Raw genomic sequence first — 16,523 nt, forward strand, 5'->3', positions numbered from 1 at the left:
CTCCGAAGGGCCAAACCTTCATCATTCACGCAGCACCGCAAAGAGGGCGCTCTACCTACGTCGAACTCCTCCTCGCGTTCGGGACACACTCACCGGGGAAACGGTCCTGCCGCACTGTGCGCGTGCCCGTGCCGGTGTTCGCACGGAAATTCGGTTGGTCCTGATTTGGTAACTCGGTGCGATGCGGGGGCCAGTGCTCTATACGGTGATCAACTGCCGGGCCCGCGAAGTGGGGAGGCGCCCGGCCCTCTCATCACCGCACCAAGGGGACATCCATGCTCCGTACCCGTACCGCTGCCGCCGCCGTCACGGCGGCAGCGTTCGCCGGCCTGCTCGCCCTGCCCGCACCCGCGCAGGCGGCCGGCTCCGTCCACCTCTACAAGATCTACTACGACAGCGCCGGCACCGACACCCGGACGAACGCGAGCCTGAACGGGGAGTACGTCGTCGTCCGCAACACCACCACCGCCGCGGTCAACCTGCGAGGGTGGACGCTCACCGACGCCGCAAACCACAAGTACACCTTCGGCAACTTCAGCCTCGGCAAGGGCAAGACCGTCACCATCCGCACCGGCAAGGGCACCAACACCGCCGCCAACCTCTACCAGCAGCGCGCCGCGTATGTGTGGAACAACGACCGCGACACCGCCACCCTGAAGCGCAGCAACGGCGCCAGGGTCGACACCTGCTCGTACAACTCCACCCGGGTCGACTCCGTCATGTGCTGACCGGTCCGGTCGGCGGCCCCGAGCGCCGCTCACCCTGAGCGCACCTGCGGGAAGCCCAGCCCGGTGCCGAACAGCCACGAGGCCCCACCTGCCGCCGCGCAGGTGGGGCCTCGCCCTTTCACCGGCGCGTCCCGGCGACGCCGCCCTCGAAGGCTGGACTGCCGCTTGACCGCTGAAGCACCTTGCCCGCCAGGATGACCGCATGGACGATCTTGTGCAGTTCCTCGTCGCACGCATCATGGACGACAACCACGCCTACGCCTACGTGGCCGGCGCCCTGGGCGGCGAGGCTCTTCTCGACAGCCACCTCCCCATGCTCGACCTGATCGAGCAATTGACGAACGACTACAAAGCCATGGCTCCCTCGGACTCCCGCTCGGCCGGCTTGGCATACGCGCTGCGAGTCCTTGGCCAGTCATACGCCTATCACCCCACTTACCAGCAGGAATGGCGCCCCTGATCCTGCAAGGGAACTGTCTGTAAGGGCTGGAGGCGGGATCCTGCCACCTCCCTGAAGAAAGGCCATCTCTTGGAGACGATCTACTTCGTTGGCGGCCCTCTCGCCGGCCTCACCCTGCCCTTGACCGTTCCAGCCCCGTGGCAGGGGGGCTGGTTCAGCTTCGAGGCGGTCGAGGAGGGACCCCGTGCTGCCGGACTGCGGTCAGGGGTTGTTCAGAAGGAAGCGCTGAAGGCTGTAGTTGCTGGCGCCCGGGCTGTTGATGTTGTTGTTGGTGGTGATGTTGTTGAACATCGGGAGGACACCGTTGAGGTTGACCGGCAGGATCGACCCCGAACCGTCTCCGTTCCCGCCGTTGCCGTCACCGCATTCGCCGCCGGTGATGGTGGTCTGGTCGCTGTCCGAGACCTCAGGGAGGGGATTCGGCTGATCACCGTCCTCACCCACCCTGACTCGGTTGACGATGGTGCAGGGAGCATCCTCGGCGACCTCGACCGTCATGATGATCGACGCACTCTGGCCGGCACCCAAGCTGTCGGCGCTGCATGTCGCCACGACCCCGCCTCCCCCAAGGCTGCAGGAGAACGGGCCGTCGCCCTGCATGCTCACAGCTCTCATTCCCGGCCGAAGCTCGTCAGTGACATGGATCCGGCGGGTAGCTTCCGAGCCCGTGTTGCTGACGTCGATGCGATAGACGCCCTGCCCGCCTCGTGCGAAGTCGCCCTCGTGCGTCTTGAGGATTTCCAGTCTGGGCTGGGCGTAAGCAGGTGTCGCGCCTACGGCGAACGGCGCCACCACGCCCAGCCCTGTGACCGTTGCCAGGCCGACCATCCGCTGCCACAACGTTCGCGTTTTCATGTCCAGGCTCCTGTTCTGTGAAGGTACACGGCTCACCAGAGCCCGGCCTGGAGCCGACCCCGGCACCGACTGGCAGCCGCCTGCCTTCGCAACGAAGCCCGTATTTCACGGATACGGCACCGCCGACACCATCACCCGATCACCAGACGGATCACGACCTACCAGCCCAACGGCCCCCGTGCGAAGCCGCGCCCGAATGGAGTCTTAAGGACAGCAGCCCACCGGCGTGGACGGCGCAGCCGCGGGCGCCAGGGACCGGGCGCGGCCCGGTCCCGGTGGGGGTGCCGGGGGCGCGCCCGGTAGCTGGTCGTGGTGCTACTTGACGGTGATGTCGGCGAAGGCGAGGGCGATGGCCTCGGGGTCTTCGTCCTCGTCCTCGTGGAAGCTGGTGGATGCCCATGCCTTGGTGAGGTGGAGGCGGCGGGCTTCGGGGGGTGCGGGGGTCACCGGTGATGATGCCGGCGGGCTGCGCGCCCGGGCCGAACGGCGGGACGTCCGCCGCGGTGAGGTCCGGCCGCAGCCGTACGAAGCGCAGCGGATGCCGCCACGCGCCCTGGTCGATCGCGGTGTCGGCACTGATCTCGGCGACCTCGGCCGGGACGACGAGCGTCACGTCGAGCGGGTCCCTGCTGCCTCACGTGGCGGTGAACCGTGTGGACGGCCTGAACCCGCGTGCTCGTTGATGGCTGAGGCGATCCCGCGCGCAGGTTCCGGTGAAGCTGGCGGTATTTGCTCTCCCAGTGTTCGCCGCCGATCCAACTGATTAGCTGTATTGACCCGCAGGCCAGTGGGGGTTCGGCATGCCGTCATCGCTCATGTGCGCCCGCCGCCAGAGCCCCTTCCAGGTGAACGGAGTCTCCGGGACGAATCGATGCCGCTGCCCGCACGGACATGGCGCCAGTACCCACGCGCACTCACGGCACCGCTCCACCCAGCCGTGTCCGGTCGAGTTCGACAGCAACGGTCTCTCGTCCCCGCAGGCGGGGCAGCCGGGAAGCTCGGCGCCGTTCAGAATCGCGTTCTGCCGCCGGACGTACTCGGGCAGCCGCAGTGACGGATGGTGAAACGGGTCTTCGTACCAGGCGCGGTTCGGGCCCTCCCACCAGCTCCGTAGCCACCACGGCCGAGGGTTCGGTGCAGCCCGCCGCCCCGCGTGCTTCTCCGCCCGGCGTTGCGCGGTGTACTCCTCCGCCCGCGCGAGCCACAGCACTCGCGCCTCGTGCAGTTCCTCCACCGCTCGTACCAGTGCGTCTGGGTCCGCCTCCAGCCGGCGGGGGATCGCGGCGCTGAGCGTGAGGTGGTGGTACGTCGCGCGCAGACCGTACGGAGCAAAGATGGTGAGGCAGGTGCGCAGCGCGCTGTGCCGCCGGTGGAGGGGCAGCCCGGCATCGTGCACACGCGCTCGGTGGGTCAGGAAGCTGGTCATGGTGTGGGCGCCAGGTCCAGTGCCCGTGCCAGGGCGGCAGTGACGGCAGCGGCATGCGCTGGCAGGTGCTGTTCCGCCCAGATTCCGGCAAGGTTGAGGAAGTCCTGCAAATCCTGCTGAGCGCCCGCGACGAGCCTGCGTACCTGGTCTACCGACAGCTCGATCACCGGGGTGCCGTCCACACCGTGAGCATCGAGCGTGAACCGGACAACGTCGTCGACGCGTTCGGCCGCCGAGGATGGATCGTGGCCGAAGTATGCGCAGCTGGTACCGTCGAGTACCTCCAGCCAGTCCCGCCAGGTCTCCAGTCCGTTGCAGCAGCCCGGCTCGATGAAGACGGTGTCGGTGGCGTTGTCGGTCACCCGGAACCCTCCGGCGGCGAACAGGTCAGGCATGGTGAGCAGCCCGTGCAGGAAGGTGCCGAGCGGATCGGTCGGGCACGGCCCGTGCTCCACCTTCGGCTCGAAGTCGTTGCAGCCGGCGATCCGCATCACGGCCGTGCCGACCTCCGCCGGAGTCAGCCGCCCGTTCAGCACGAGGTAGCCATACAACTTATGTCCGGCAACGGGCCATAGCTCGAAGTCGTCGGAGGCGGAGATCTCCAGAACGGGCTGCATAACGATCACATGGGGATGATGCCGGACCCGCTGCTTCGTCGCCACGGGCTTTCGGCTGCGGCATTGGGCTCGGAGCGGGCCCGCTACCTGACCGGGCCCTCACTCAGAATCGCTCTCACCTAAGCCGCGATCACCCTGATGACCAGGCGCATCACCCGTCGAAACTCCCGTAGAAGCGGACAGCCGGCCTCCCGCGAGGCCCACCGCGACTGATCGTCTCGGCGCTGACGGTCAGCAGCCCGGCCAAGAGGTCATCGGGCCCTTGCACCGGCCTCATTGTCGCACCACCACGACGGATCCACCGGGCAGGCCCGCGTTTCTGCCGAGACTACTTACCGGCCAGACCCAAATTGGCCCCGCCCCGCAGGTCCACGAACCCCTGCGCGATGACAGCAGCCGGCTCTAGGCATGCCTCGCGCGTGTCCGCCGCCGTCGGTCCTGCGGCGCATCCCAGCGTTTCGTAGGTACGTACTGCGGCTTGGAGCTTCCGGGCCACGGAGTCGAGCGTCGCGAATCCTTGGCGCCCATTGATCTCGCTCAGGGCCAGCTCGGCAGCATCGGACGCAGCGTCGGCTGCAGCCTTGCACTGTGCAGTGAACATCTGAGGCGACGACGTTGAGCAGGGAGAGTTCGTGCCCGAACCGAACTGTTGCTCATCCGCCGAGATGCGCTCCTCAAGGGCGAGCTTCACATTCACGGCGACCTGCGCCTTCGTCGACACCGACTCGCTCGACGGCGAGGAGGAGGCCGACGGCTGGTCTGAACGCTTCACACTTCGAGAATCGCTACATCCCGTGATGAGTGCCCCTGACAAACCCAGCATGGCCACCGCTCGCAGTGCAGGCCACTTCATCTCTCGCTCCCCCTCTGAAATGTCGCGTCACCTGGCTTTGGTCATGAGAACGGGTTCTGGCTCGATTTCCGTGCAGCGTGCACGGTGAGTGATCTTCGCTGGAGACCAGTGGGACCGAAGATGGGTCTCAGGTGTAGACGATGGGGCAGCCGCGTCGGATCGAGTGCTGGGCAGCGCGCAGGAACAGTGCGACGTAGAAGGCTGTGTCCAGGTCCTTGGTCCACGGTCCTGTTCGAGTGGTGGCCAGTTCCTTTGCTTGGTGCCTGAACCACCTACTCAGGTCGAGGTTGTCGCATGTCGCCGGGGTTTCGGGTGGCAGATCGATGGCCGTCGCGAGCTTCTCGGCGAGCGGTAGTACCTGAGGAGCGCCAGCGACCATGGAGTCGTAGTCGCGGGATTCGACGGGCAACCAGATTTCCTCGTCGAGCGAGTAGGGCACGAGCACGGTCCAGCCGGACAGGGTCTCCGATTCCTCTCGTGACAGGTGTGTCTGGCACAAGGAGAGGAACCCGCTCATGGAGGGGGTCAGCTTCTCCTCGAAAGCTTGCCCTGAGCCCGGTGCGAAGTCCGTCTCCGAGGGGACGTCCTCATAGGGCGGTAGGCCCCGACGCCTGAGTTCAGCGTTGAGCGCTGAAGCAACTTCACCCCATCCGTCCTCCTCGTCACCGAACCATTCCTCCGCGCCGACGCTCACCAGATACACACCCATGTCGGGAAGCTATCGCGCGCATCTGACATCGATCAGTGGGCCAACAGGACCCGCTTGCGGAGCAGTGCGAAGCCGGCGCGTCCGAACATCTGGCGCTTGAGCATCTTGATCCGGTTGACGTGTCCTTCCACGACGCCGGAGTTCCAGGGCAGGGTCAGGCCGGCGATGACCGCGTCGCGGTCTCGGTCGATTCCGGCCGCGAGAGTGTGGAGGCTGGGAAGGTCGTCCTGGCGGACGGCTTCGAGCCACTGCGGGAGCCGTTCGCCCTGGCGCTCGGTGAGCATCTGGGCGAAGGACCGAACGTGACCGGTCAGGGCATCGAGTTCAGGGCAGTTGGCCAGGACGGCTTTGAGCCGGAGCTGTTCGGTCTCGGTCAGCGTCTCGGGACGGCTGAGAATCCATCTCGTCACCACGCGGGGTGCCGGCGGTTGCGCCGTGACCGGTCGTGGCGAGGTGCGCTTCTCTCGCAGGTAGGCGCTGACCCGGCCGTAGCTTCCTCGATAGCCCAAGGGAACGATCTCTTCCCAGAGCTTCCAGGCGTTGGCGCAGCCCTCGTCCCAGCGTTCGTCCAGGTAGGGCTTGTACTCGTCGAGGACAGAGGTCCTGTTGTGCTACCACTGACCACGAAAGAGGTCTTCCGGCTTCGCAGCGTCGGCGAGGCTCTTGACGGTGCGGTGGGTCATGTTCAGCTGGCGCCCGATGGAACGGCGGCTGTGGCCGGCTTCCAACAGCGCGTGGACCGTGGCGTGCCTGGCTCGCACGCGGTTGGCGAATCGCTCGCTCCGCCATGGAGAGTCCGCCTTGTCGACGGGCGGCGCCGGTTCGTCGGCTTTCCCCTCACGATCGGGGACCAGCACGCGAAGGCACTGGCGGTGGCGGGCGACCGCCCGCTCGGCGGCCTGCCCGAGTTTGTGCCACAAGTGCCAGCGGTCGGCGACCTGCGTCGCCTGGGGTGCACCGGCTGTGGCGCCTTCCGCGAAGAACGGCGCGCGGTCCCGGCAGACGATCTCGATGCCGGGTCGCTTCGCCAGCCATGCGGCCAGGCTGGACGCCTCCCGGTCAGGCAGCAGATCCACCGGCCGACGGGTCTCGACGTCGACGAGCACCGTGCCGTAGACCCGTCCCTTGCGTGTGGCGTACTCATCGACACCAACCACCCGCGGGGCCGGGACCTCGGGTTCGGGCAACGCATCGAGCAGCCGCAACACCGCGCTGCGACTGATGGGCACCCCGAAGGCCCGTGCCAACCGGGCGCCGGCCCGGCCGGCGAGCGCGAGACCCACCGCGGCGAGAGTCGACCGCAACCGCTCCGTCCACCTGCTGTGCCGCCGAGTCAGTCCCGGCATCTGCTCAACGAACGTCCGCCGAGCACACGAAGAGTCCGGACAGAAGAACCGCCGAACTCGCAGTTGCAGGACCACCAGACGTCCCCCACTCGGCACATCCGCAGGAAACCGCAGATAGGAGCTGTGCACCTGGGTCGACTCGCTCCCACAGTCCGGGCATGCCGCCCTGCTCGCGGTACTGCACACGTCGATGCGTATCGCCTCGTGACTCACGTCCAGCGACAGCACCGATACGTCCGCGATGGACGGTAACAGCAGGCCCTCCAAGCGGGGCGACGTCTCTTCCACGACGCCGCACTGTTGACCACACCAAGATCGGCCCTGGTCATTTTCAGGCAACTTCCCGAAGCCTGATCGGAGCACCAGCCGTCACTCAGCGTGCGCGCTTCACGGAAAGCGAGCCAGAACCCGTTCACGTGGACAAAACCACGTCACCCTACCCGAGAGGTCGCACAAGATCAAATGGCCCTTCAGAAACAGGTACTGAGCTTGCCGTTTAGCCTCGGCGCGAGATGAGTCGGGCGAGCGCCTCTGTGGGCCGGCAGAGCCATCCAAGAAGTGGGCTCATGACCACGAACCAGTGGACGCTGATTCGGCCCTGCTCTTGTCCTGGATCGCTGGGGCCTCATCCCGGTAGACGTAGCGGAGGTATCGGCGGCGGATGGGTGCTCCGGCTATCAGCAGTACTGGTGAGGTGAGGAGGATGGCTGCCGGGACCAGGGCTCTCGCGGCGGTGAGCTTGGCCTTCTCCTCGTATCGCATGCGCTCAGTGTGCTGATCCTCAATGCCGCTTGTCAGCCTGTTCTGCGGGGTTTGGTGCCGACGCCGTGGTGGGCGGGTCGGGCATACGCCTCGCCGATGGCGAGGACGCGTCCGACGTCGTAGCGGGTAGCGGGCCGCCGATTCTTTGAGCCAGGAGGCCTGCCGGGGCCGGGGCGGGTGGGTTTTGGTGCACCGGCTGGCGTGCCGGTCTTCGCGCGCAGGTTCCTGAACCCGCGGCGGACCCGCGCAGGGGTGAGTCTGTTCGGTTCCGCCGGCCTCTCCCACGGGCGGCGGAGATCACGCGTGAGGGGGCGGGCGAGGCGGAGCTGAGCGTGTGCGGCAAGGACAAGCCATGTCCAGCGGTCGGCGGCCTGCGAGTCCCGAAGCTTGGGCCGGGTCCAGCCAAGGACTGCTTGAGCAGCCGGAACGTGTGCTCCACGTCGAAGCGCCGCAGGAAGGACTGCCAACACCGGTCGATGTCCTGGGTGGTGGCAGCGGTGCCGGACCACCACAGCCAGACGGGCTTGTTCACCCCGCCGCTGGGCAGCTTCTCGACCGTCAACCGGATCACGGTGCCCTCGATGACCGGCAGGGGGGCCTTCGTGATCACCCCAGGCTGCCCTACGGGTCAGCCGGGGGTGGAGCCGGTCCCAGGCCTGCGCGGTCGCCACCCCGTACCGGGACGTGTTGGTGACGGTCACCGCGGCGACCTCGCCCCACGTGGCCTCGTCACCGAAGACGAACTCACCGCCGTGCTTGGGCGGCCGTCCACCCTGCGGCGGGCAGATCCACGGCACCGGCACGGGCTTGCGCATCACCCGGTCCGAGCGGAGCCTGCCCAGAACCTCCACGGGCAGGTCGGCCAGGAGGTGGGCGATGCGGGGCGCGTCGTAGCCCGCGTCCAGCACGACCAAGACCTCCGGGTCCCCGCCCCGCCACTGGCCAGCGTCCACGAGACGTTGGACGACATCACGGACTTGGCTGGCGGTGACCGCGGCCAAGTCGGCGCCGGGCTCCAGCCTGATCGCATCCAGCAGCGCGGTCCACGAAGTCCGGCCCCTCTCCAGCGCAGCGACGATCGAGTACGGCCAGCCGGGCACCATCTGATGCTTGCCCAGGCCTCGGCCGAAGGTATGGCAGAAGGAGCGGTCCGAGGAGGTGTCGGCGTCCGGACGCAACCACGGAGAGACGTCCACCGCCAGCACCCGCCGACCGTCGCCGGCTCGGGGCAGCGGGACACCAGCCAGTGCCCGCCGCAGCCGGGCGACATAGATCCGACCTTGGTTGATCCCGGAGTACAAGGCCCCGTGCCCGCGCCGGTGCTCAGGAGCGAGCGCCAGGTCCACGAGGGTGCGGACCGGACCGTCGGTGCACAGCAGCGCGTCGCACAGCTCGAACAGGGCGTCGCTCCGCGCAGTCAGGCACGCGTACAACTCGGACCTGAACCCCGTCACCACCGACAAGGCGTCTCTTTGAACCTCGTGCTCGACCAGTCCCACGATCCCGGCCTCCGTGCTGCGTTGTCGCTCAGCACAGGATCGGCCCGCGACCCCTCACACATCTGGTGAACTGGGAAAACACCGAACAAGTTCGATCCCCGTTCGATGGTGGACCAGCTATCAGCGGTGCGGGGCCCACGGGTCGTCGTACCCCACCGGATCGGACTGTTCGGGGTGGAGCATCTTTCGGACGCAGCGCCGCAGACCTGTCTCGCCGGATCCGCCAGCGGCGGCCATCCAGGGCAAGGCGTCCATGGCGTGGGCGCGCTCGTCGGTGGCGAGGTCGTCGACGGCGGCGCGCAAGTCGTCGGAGGCGGGTTCCTCGGTGAGGCAGAGCCAGCCGATCGCGGCGGCCAGCCGGACCTCGGACGCTTGTGTCCGGTCCCGCCACCGCTCCCCTATCCACTCGGTGGTCGGCGGGTGGGGGTGAGCGCGGGTGGCTTCGGCGGTGGCGAGGACCAGGCTGGCGCGGACGATCGGATCCTGCTCGGCGGCCAGCCGGGTGCGGAAGGCTGCACGGACCGCGCGCTCGGGGTCGGCGGCGGTGGCCAGGGCGTAAGCGGCGCGGATCCTGATTGCAGGGTCGGGGTCGTCGAGAAGGGGCTTCAGGATGGCGGTGTCGGCAGTGATCGCGGCCCGGGCAGCTGCGACCGACCAGCCCGCCGGGTAGCCGCTCACCTCGACGCCGTAGCCGTCATAGAGGTCGTCGTAGGTCTCGGCGCGATGGAGCAGCAGTTGGTCGCGGGACGCGACGCCGAAGTAACCGGCGCGGGCCGGGCAGGACACTTCGGCGAGCGCGTCGGCACGGTGAGGGTGGCCGGTATCGGCGGCAATCCGGATCAGGAACGGCACGGCGAGCACGGCAGCAGCCCGCATGTCGTTGGCACACAGGCCGCTCACAACGCCCGTTCCGGTGCGACCAGGCGAGTCGCCGGTGTGCAGCAGGTGGACGTCCTCCCTGACACGATTCCCCTGAGGGAAGTGCTCCCAGGGAACTTCGCCGAGCAGAAAGGCATCCTTGGCCTCGGGCCGGATGTCGGCCATCACTGCCCGCACGTCGAACGGCCCGCCCGTGAACGAGGACAGCTCGGCCCCGTCCACCAGCGCCTGGCACATCGCGAACGTCGGATCGGTCCGCCACTCGCCCACGTCACGCCACCCCATCGCAAAGTCCGATCAGAGCCAATCATGCCCGAGTGGGCCGACATCGGTGTCGACGCGCTGCGGGGTAGACACGAGGCCGGCCTTTCCCGAGGCAGGCCGCGCGGAGGGGTGCACATCTGGCCCGCCTATTTGAAGCCGGACGTTAAACGGCAAGCTGAGACACCGCTCCGGTACGACGCGGGCGTCCTGACCAGCCTCGGACACACCCCGCCCGCCAGCCCTGGAACCCCGCCACCTACTTCAGACCGGCACCCCTGAACCGGCCCTGCAGCCGTGGCGGCCGGTGGGGCCGACGTTTCGCCCCCCCTTCCCGGTACCACTTTCCGACGCCGTCGTCGGGCGCGTGGGTGCCCGTGGCAGGGCCGTACCAGTCGAGGCACAGGACGGTGGCATCGTCGCCTCCAACCGCTGCCGGTAACCGTTCCACAGCGCATCGGCCGGCAGGGGGCCTTCCTCACTGTCGTCCGCGATTCGGATCTCAAAGGTGACCCAATATTCGTCGAGAAGGTCCAGCAGTCCGAAGGCCAGTTGCACCTGGTCGGCCGCCTCCACGTCCTCGGCGAACACCTCGGCGGCATAGGAGTGCGCCACCTGGTTGGCCGTGAGCACCACGTCCGGTTTCTCGTCGCTCACCGACCCGTCGCGCACCTGAATGACGCCCTGATCGGCCAGCCAGCGCCGCGCCGCCTCCGCAGCTTGCTTCTCCACTCGGAAAGTATGAAAATCCCAAGAAGGACCTACCTCCGCAGCATTCCGTTCTTCCCTCCGGCCGGGGGCAATGCCACGCCCACAGCGGTCCGTGTGCTCTTGGACTGCGGGAGTATGCCATCCATGACTTGTATCCGAAGGGGCCGTGCCGCGTAGAACACCAGCTTCACTTCGATCGCGGGAACGCGGCGGGGGAAGACCCTGGGTGCGGTATCGCGATGTCCAAGGTCTGTCGGGAGCGGCGAATGCCGCCGTCCGTGTACTCGAACGGGAGCGATTGTCTCCGGGCATCGTGGCAGTGGCGCTGAGCGTGTGGTCCGTGCGCGTCCACGGCACCAAGCGCCGGTGGAGGCAATGGGAGGCCGAGTTCACCTGTCCGTGCTGCGGTGCGGGGTGGGCCCGGGACAAGCTGCGAGACGCTCTGTACATGCTTCCGCCAGGGGCCAGCGGCGAACTACGGGTGCAGGTGGAGCGCCTGGACATGGTGCTCCTTAGGCGAACGCATCACGAGCCGATGGCAGACCCGGAGTTGGCGTGGTGGCATCGCAGGTGCTGACCGCACCCACGCCCCCACTGATTCATCGGCTCTTGTATGACTCGCCGGGGGGGATCTGACAGAGGCGGAGTGGCAACGACTGGAGCCGCTTCTGCGACAGGCAACAACCGATGCGGGCGGTGGCGTGATCATCGCCAGGTGGTCAACGCATCCTGCACCGTGTGCAGACTGGGGTGCAGTAGCGTGACCTGGAGCGCTATGGGCCGTTGAAGACCGTCTACGAACGGTGTCGGCGCTGCGCCGACGGAACCTGGGAGCGGTTGCTTCAGTGCATGCAGGCCGATGCCGCCGGTGGGATCGACTGCGACGTCTCGGTTGCCTCCACCGCGATCCGTGCCTAACCAGTGCGGCCGGAGCCCGGAAGGCCCCACCGCCGCCGCGTCAAAAGAGGCGGCGGCCATGGCACGCCAGAGCGAAGAATATGGTTCGCGCTCCTGGTACCTAAGGGCTGTCCCGTAAGTGATCTTGCTTTGGCGATGATCTCGACCGTGTCAGGTGTGATCACGGCGTCTGAGCCGTCCTGGATAACCCCGTTCACTAGTTGGAGCCCCCGCGCCTGGGCACGTTGGTGACCACGCTGCGTCGCGAGGGTGCCGACTCCCCAGGCCGGGGCCGGCCGTGGAAGCTGTCGTTGGAAGACCGGGTGCTCCTATCGCCACGTACTGGCGGACGAACTTGACAACGCGACAACTGGCTCCGCTGTTCGGGGTGTCGAAGTCGGCCGCGGACCGGGTGATCGACGACCTCGGCACGAGGTTTGCGCTGCGTCCCCGCCAGCGGTTCGCCAAGGACGCGGTGCTGATCGTGGACGGCACCCTGGTACCCACCCGGGACCACAAGGTGGTCGAGCAGTCGAAGAACTATCGCTAGTCCACCAATCATCAGGTGGTCATCGACGCCGACACCCGCCTGGTCGTGGTGGTCGGCCGGCCGTTGCCGGGCAATCACAACGACTGCCGGGCTTGGGAGGAGTCTGGTGCGAAGGCCGCCGTCGGCAACACGATGATCATCGCCGATGGCGGCTACCCGGGTACCGGGCTCGTCATGCCGCACCGGCGTCGCAAGGGAGAGGATCTGCCCGACTGGAAACAGGCACACAACAGGTCCCACAAGCTGGTTCGCGCCCGCGTCGAGCACACCTGCGCGCGGATGAAAACCTGGAAGATCCTGCGCGACTGCCTCTTGAGAGGCGATGGAGTGCATCCCGCGATGCATGGCATCGCCCGCCTGCACAACCTCGCCCTCACTGGGTAGCCCCACCACGCAGGGGAGCGCGGGGCCGGGCTTACTCAAATGGCGTCGCACGGTGACGGTCAATAAAGTTCGCACTCCCAGGGCTCGATGTCCGGTTCCCCAGGAGGGAGCTTCCCGGTGCAGTAGGCGTAGAGATAGGTTGCAGCCCGGCGCTCCGCGTACTTCTCATTGACCGGTTCGCCCTGCTCGTCCAGTTCGAGGACGTTAGCGAAGATCGCGACGCAGATCTCCATCTGGGAGGGCGACTCGCGCAGCTCTTCCCAGTAATCGATCCCGTCCAACATCGGATGACCCACCGACCCTCGAGCAAGCCATCCGGCGAAGCGTCGCAGGGCTCCCGAAGCGCCATGACTTAGATGCGAAGACATGCCAAGGAATCTAGTCCCGTCTTCCCGGATTAATCCTTGCCCCCGCCTCAGGAGGGCGCCAAGGCCCTAGGGGGTGACGCGGCTGGTTACGGGACAGCCTTTAGTGAACACACCACACCAAGGCTCTGCTGTGCCTCGCCAGACGCGGGCCGACGTCCTTTCGTCCTGTTCTGTGACGGCGCCTTCTCGATACCCACCACGCTCAGAACGAAATGAGGGCATCCGCCCTGGCTGCGGACCAAGAGCGCGCTAGCTCATGACGGCAGCCTTACATCTGGTGAACCTCCACGGAGAAGCCTTCCGCAAGGACGGAGCTCAGGTGCTTCGCATGCGCACCCAGACATTGGCGCGCGTCAGAGAACTGCGCCGTCAGTTCGATAAGTACGTAGTCATCGGCGCCCTCGGTCGACCCGCCGCAGACACAGCACCGGAGACGCTGGCTCACCGCACCCGTCCACTCCACGCCGCTCCTGCCCACTGCCACCGTTGCGTCATCAACATGAACGGGCACATCGTTCCAGACGCCCTGACAGACCGCCCATCCACCTTGACCGCAGTGTGAGGGCCCTACGGGCGGCCACAGATGCGGGTGGCCCTGGCGGCGGAAGCGAGAAGGCGAAATCCGGAGCCGGACACATACTGCGGCGCCGGCTCCGGCCCCTACCCGCCCGCGCCAGAGCCTGCGCGCAACTTCGGCCCAACTGCTTCTCGTCGTCGGCGAAGCGGGCCACGCTGCCCCTAGGCCCTCGAGAACCTACCGGTCATCGAGCCGACGACGCCCCGGGTACCGGAAGCGTCGCTCAATCACCGGCAACAGAGGCACGGCCTCGGCCGTCCGGCGGGGGTGCTCAGGCGCGGTGCCGGAAGCGTCGGCGGGCGACCAGGAGCGTTCCGCCGGCCAGGGTCAGCGCGACGGCCGCGCCCGCGGTCGTGGTGACCCAGTCCGCGCCGGTCGCTGCCAGCGCCCCGCCGGAACTGCCGGGCCCGGCGGGGGTGGTCGGACCGGGAGCCGCGGTCGTCGTAGCGGAGGCGCTCGGGGTGGGCGTCCCGGTGGGCTCGGGGTTCGGCTTCGCGGTCGGGGTCGGCTTGGTGGGCTTGGGGCCCGGGGCCGTGCCGATCGTCAGGATGAGTGCGGCCTCGTCGTTCGCCGCGTTCGCATCGGGCGTGTCAGACCTGCTGAGACGGGCGCCGATGGTGTGAGTCGCCCCTGGGGTCTTCTGGGGGAACTCCCAGACGAACGGGAACGTGCGGCTCTCGCCCGGCTTCAGCTCGCCCACCGCGTCACAGGTGAGGGTGGAGGGGGCGGCCCAGCAGCTCTTGTCGTAGCCGTCGGGTCGAGTGAGGTCCCAATCTCCCCGGACCCGTTCCTGATCGACAAGGTCCGGGACGTCGTCGGTCTCTATCTCGCCCCGCCGGCGAACGCGGCCGTGTTCGCGGTGGACGAGAAACCGCAGATCCAGGCACTTGAACGGACAGCGCCGGTGCTGCCGATGCTGCCCGGAGTGCCCGAGCGGCGGAGTTTCGACTACGTCCGGCACGGCACCGTCGACCTGTTCGCCGCGCTGAACACCGCGACCGGCAAGGTGATCACAAAGCTGTCCGCGCAGCATTGGGCCGTGGACTTCCGTGACTTCCTCGACGAGATCGACCGCCAGACCGACCCGGGCCTGGCGGTCCACGTGATCTGCGACAACCTCTCCGCCCCCAAGGCACCGGTAGTGCACCAGTGGCTCCTCGCGCACCCCCGCTTCCACCTGCACTTCACGCCTACGTACTCGTCATGGATCAACCAGGTCGAACGCTGGTTCGCCGAGCTGGAAAGACGCTGCCTCGAACGCGGAGTGTTCTGCTCCCTCGACGAACTCAAGGCCGCACTAGAGAACTGGATCAAGGTCTGGAACGACGACGCCCGACCCTTCAAATGGACCAAGACCGCCGACCAGATCCTCGACCGCATCTGCCGCTACTGCGACAGGATCTCAAAACCAGATCACTAGGCTGCCTCGGCATGAAGGGGCGGCCATCGGGGCCCGCCTCGCGGTGATGGGTGCGGGAGAACAACCGGTGAACCGCAAGGGTGTGTACGGCAAGTTGGTGCGGGACCAGATTCCGCAGATCATCCGCGAGAACGGGGCCGAACCCGTCACCTACATCGCGGGCTCAGAGGAGTATCGCAACCGCCTGCGGGACAAGCTCGGCGAGGAGGTCGCCGAGTTCCTGGAGGCCGACGACGCCAATGCGCCGGAGGAACTCGCGGACGTGCTGGAGGTCGTGCACGCGCTCGCCGCGGACCTGGGAGTCGACTCGGAACAGCTGGAGAAGATCCGCGAGGTCAAGGCGAGTGAGCGCGGCAGCTTCGCGAACCGGATCGTCTGGACCGGCAACCGCTGACCACGTCGACTTCGACCGTCATTCGGTACACCACTTCGCGCGCACAACGTCATACGCGACCGAGTACGTTCGTTGGTACGCGATTTAATCCACCCGTTCAACGATCAACAGGAAGCTTTTCCGGGCTCCGGCCCGCCATCGGCAGGACCATCCGGCGTGTTGTGCCAAATGCCTGATCAAGGCAGGTAACAACCGTTCTGCACGTTTCTTCGCACAGTACGTCCGGCATCGCACGTGAAGACGAGGGAAACGCGGAGCTCTGCGCCCCGGTGCCACCCCAACGCTGACCGCTGGCTGCACGAATGGGGCCGGCTGGCATGCTGGTAGGCGCTGGCGCCCGGCGATGCGCCGACCTTCATTGCGTTGATCCGGTCGACCACCGGCTCCGCGCGCAGCCGGTTCTGCATCCTGGGTCGAAGGAGAGCTGCGTGCCGGGGCTCTCGTCGGCCGAGCGGAGGCCTTCGGCGTGAAGGGGAGTTCAGGACAGACGTCATTCGCGATAAGCGCATCCCTCGAGCGTCGACGCCCATGCCGCGGCTCCATACCTTCCATGGGACGGGCGTCGTAGTCGGTTCCGCCGGGGTGTCAGTGGTGTCCGGCATAGTGCCAGGAATGATCAACAACTTGGAGAACCTCGACTGGGCATCCATGGGGCACGCCTATGGATCTGCCAGTGATGTTCCGCAATGGCTGCGCAACATGGCCTCGCCTGACGACGAAGTCCGGAAGCAAGCGTTCCGCAGCTTCTACAGCGCAGCCCACCACCAGGGGGACGTGTATCCCTGCACGGTGGCCAGCCTGCCGTTCCTGTTCGCCATGGCCGACGC

16 protein-coding genes and 4 pseudogenes are annotated in these 16,523 nt (G+C 67.2%); 7 read left to right on the top strand and 13 right to left on the bottom strand.

Annotated elements, in window-relative coordinates:
* Positions 1 to 275 precede the first annotated feature (275 nt).
* Positions 276 to 728: a lamin tail domain-containing protein gene (locus ACZ6RC_RS33070; RefSeq protein ID WP_469590500.1), complete on the top strand. Its 453-nt coding sequence runs from the start codon at positions 276 to 278 to the stop codon at positions 726 to 728.
* Positions 729 to 930: 202 nt separating this feature from the next.
* Positions 931 to 1,188 carry a DUF6221 family protein gene (locus ACZ6RC_RS33075; protein WP_469590503.1) on the top strand — a complete coding sequence of 86 codons (258 nt, stop codon included), beginning with the start codon at positions 931 to 933 and terminating at the stop codon, positions 1,186 to 1,188.
* 201 nt (positions 1,189 to 1,389) lie between these two features.
* Here ACZ6RC_RS33075 and ACZ6RC_RS33080 read toward each other — a convergent pair whose 3' ends face one another.
* The 11 genes and pseudogenes from ACZ6RC_RS33080 to ACZ6RC_RS33130 form a co-directional block, all read right to left on the bottom strand.
* Entirely contained in the window at positions 1,390 to 2,043 is a 654-nt protein-coding gene (locus ACZ6RC_RS33080; RefSeq protein WP_469590505.1) for a hypothetical protein, read from the bottom strand.
* A gap of 315 nt (positions 2,044 to 2,358) precedes the next feature.
* Positions 2,359 to 2,490 (bottom strand): hypothetical protein, encoded by a 132-nt coding sequence (locus tag ACZ6RC_RS33085; protein ID WP_469590508.1) that lies wholly within the window; start codon positions 2,488 to 2,490, stop codon positions 2,359 to 2,361.
* 316 nt (positions 2,491 to 2,806) lie between these two features.
* Positions 2,807 to 3,469: a hypothetical protein gene (locus ACZ6RC_RS33090; protein ID WP_469590510.1), complete on the bottom strand. Its 663-nt coding sequence runs from the start codon at positions 3,467 to 3,469 to the stop codon at positions 2,807 to 2,809.
* On the bottom strand, positions 3,466 to 4,131 hold the full coding sequence (locus ACZ6RC_RS33095) for a hypothetical protein (protein ID WP_469590513.1): 666 nt from the start codon (positions 4,129 to 4,131) through the stop codon (positions 3,466 to 3,468). Before ACZ6RC_RS33095 ends, ACZ6RC_RS33090 begins: the two co-directional genes overlap by 4 nt.
* A gap of 283 nt (positions 4,132 to 4,414) precedes the next feature.
* Complete coding sequence (locus ACZ6RC_RS33100; protein WP_469590516.1) at positions 4,415 to 4,858, bottom strand: hypothetical protein; 444 nt, start codon at positions 4,856 to 4,858, stop codon at positions 4,415 to 4,417.
* A 208-nt stretch (positions 4,859 to 5,066) separates the two neighbouring features.
* A complete protein-coding gene (locus tag ACZ6RC_RS33105) occupies positions 5,067 to 5,648 on the bottom strand; it encodes a hypothetical protein (RefSeq protein WP_469590519.1) in 582 nt (193 codons plus the stop codon).
* A 32-nt stretch (positions 5,649 to 5,680) separates the two neighbouring features.
* Positions 5,681 to 6,058 (bottom strand): ISL3 family transposase, encoded by a 378-nt coding sequence (locus ACZ6RC_RS33110; protein WP_469590522.1) that lies wholly within the window; start codon positions 6,056 to 6,058, stop codon positions 5,681 to 5,683.
* 201 nt (positions 6,059 to 6,259) lie between these two features.
* Positions 6,260 to 7,357, bottom strand: coding sequence for an ISL3 family transposase (locus ACZ6RC_RS33115; protein WP_469590525.1), 1,098 nt, complete (start codon positions 7,355 to 7,357; stop codon positions 6,260 to 6,262).
* Between the two features lie 431 nt (positions 7,358 to 7,788).
* A pseudogene (locus ACZ6RC_RS33120) lies at positions 7,789 to 9,255 on the bottom strand (NF041680 family putative transposase).
* Between the two features lie 120 nt (positions 9,256 to 9,375).
* The gene (locus ACZ6RC_RS33125; protein WP_469590529.1) at positions 9,376 to 10,419 is read right to left on the bottom strand and encodes a hypothetical protein; all 1,044 of its coding nucleotides are present in this window, start codon (positions 10,417 to 10,419) and stop codon (positions 9,376 to 9,378) included.
* 240 nt (positions 10,420 to 10,659) lie between these two features.
* Positions 10,660 to 11,127, bottom strand: coding sequence for a hypothetical protein (locus tag ACZ6RC_RS33130; protein WP_469590532.1), 468 nt, complete (start codon positions 11,125 to 11,127; stop codon positions 10,660 to 10,662).
* A gap of 611 nt (positions 11,128 to 11,738) precedes the next feature.
* Here ACZ6RC_RS33130 and ACZ6RC_RS33135 point away from each other — a divergent pair.
* Both ACZ6RC_RS33135 and ACZ6RC_RS33140 read left to right on the top strand, forming a co-directional pair.
* Positions 11,739 to 12,095, top strand: a pseudogene (locus tag ACZ6RC_RS33135) (transposase); the annotation flags it as partial.
* 76 nt (positions 12,096 to 12,171) lie between these two features.
* Positions 12,172 to 12,937, top strand: a pseudogene (locus ACZ6RC_RS33140) (transposase).
* 59 nt (positions 12,938 to 12,996) lie between these two features.
* Here the strand turns inward: ACZ6RC_RS33140 and ACZ6RC_RS33145 are convergent.
* Both ACZ6RC_RS33145 and ACZ6RC_RS33150 read right to left on the bottom strand, forming a co-directional pair.
* A complete protein-coding gene (locus tag ACZ6RC_RS33145; RefSeq protein ID WP_469590535.1) occupies positions 12,997 to 13,305 on the bottom strand; it encodes a DUF7677 family protein in 309 nt (102 codons plus the stop codon).
* A gap of 848 nt (positions 13,306 to 14,153) precedes the next feature.
* Positions 14,154 to 14,582, bottom strand: coding sequence for a hypothetical protein (locus tag ACZ6RC_RS33150; RefSeq protein WP_469590545.1), 429 nt, complete (start codon positions 14,580 to 14,582; stop codon positions 14,154 to 14,156).
* On the opposite strand from ACZ6RC_RS33150, the gene ACZ6RC_RS33155 reads away from it, so the two are divergent.
* From ACZ6RC_RS33155 to ACZ6RC_RS33165, 3 genes and pseudogenes are all read left to right on the top strand, one after another.
* Positions 14,502 to 15,302, top strand: coding sequence for an IS630 family transposase (locus ACZ6RC_RS33155; RefSeq protein ID WP_469590539.1), 801 nt, complete (start codon positions 14,502 to 14,504; stop codon positions 15,300 to 15,302). The genes ACZ6RC_RS33150 and ACZ6RC_RS33155 overlap by 81 nt on opposite strands.
* Positions 15,303 to 15,369: 67 nt before the next feature.
* Positions 15,370 to 15,696, top strand: coding sequence for a pyrophosphohydrolase domain-containing protein (locus ACZ6RC_RS33160; protein WP_469590542.1), 327 nt, complete (start codon positions 15,370 to 15,372; stop codon positions 15,694 to 15,696).
* A 612-nt stretch (positions 15,697 to 16,308) separates the two neighbouring features.
* Positions 16,309 to 16,523, top strand: a pseudogene (locus tag ACZ6RC_RS33165) (HEAT repeat domain-containing protein); the annotation flags it as partial.

This window comes from Streptomyces sp. NPDC048353, assembly GCF_055587165.1.

Bases quoted from the DNA above. Each gene is read 5' to 3' on its own strand.
- ACZ6RC_RS33070 (WP_469590500.1), top strand. From the start codon at position 276: ATGCTCCGTACCCGTACCGCTGCCGCCGCCGTCACGGCGGCAGCGTTC.
- ACZ6RC_RS33075 (WP_469590503.1), top strand. From the start codon at position 931: ATGGACGATCTTGTGCAGTTCCTCGTCGCACGCATCATGGACGACAAC.
- ACZ6RC_RS33080 (WP_469590505.1), bottom strand. From the start codon at position 2,043: ATGAAAACGCGAACGTTGTGGCAGCGGATGGTCGGCCTGGCAACGGTC.
- ACZ6RC_RS33090 (WP_469590510.1), bottom strand. From the start codon at position 3,469: ATGACCAGCTTCCTGACCCACCGAGCGCGTGTGCACGATGCCGGGCTG.
- ACZ6RC_RS33105 (WP_469590519.1), bottom strand. From the start codon at position 5,648: ATGGGTGTGTATCTGGTGAGCGTCGGCGCGGAGGAATGGTTCGGTGAC.
- ACZ6RC_RS33125 (WP_469590529.1), bottom strand. From the start codon at position 10,419: ATGGGGTGGCGTGACGTGGGCGAGTGGCGGACCGATCCGACGTTCGCG.
- ACZ6RC_RS33145 (WP_469590535.1), bottom strand. From the start codon at position 13,305: ATGTCTTCGCATCTAAGTCATGGCGCTTCGGGAGCCCTGCGACGCTTC.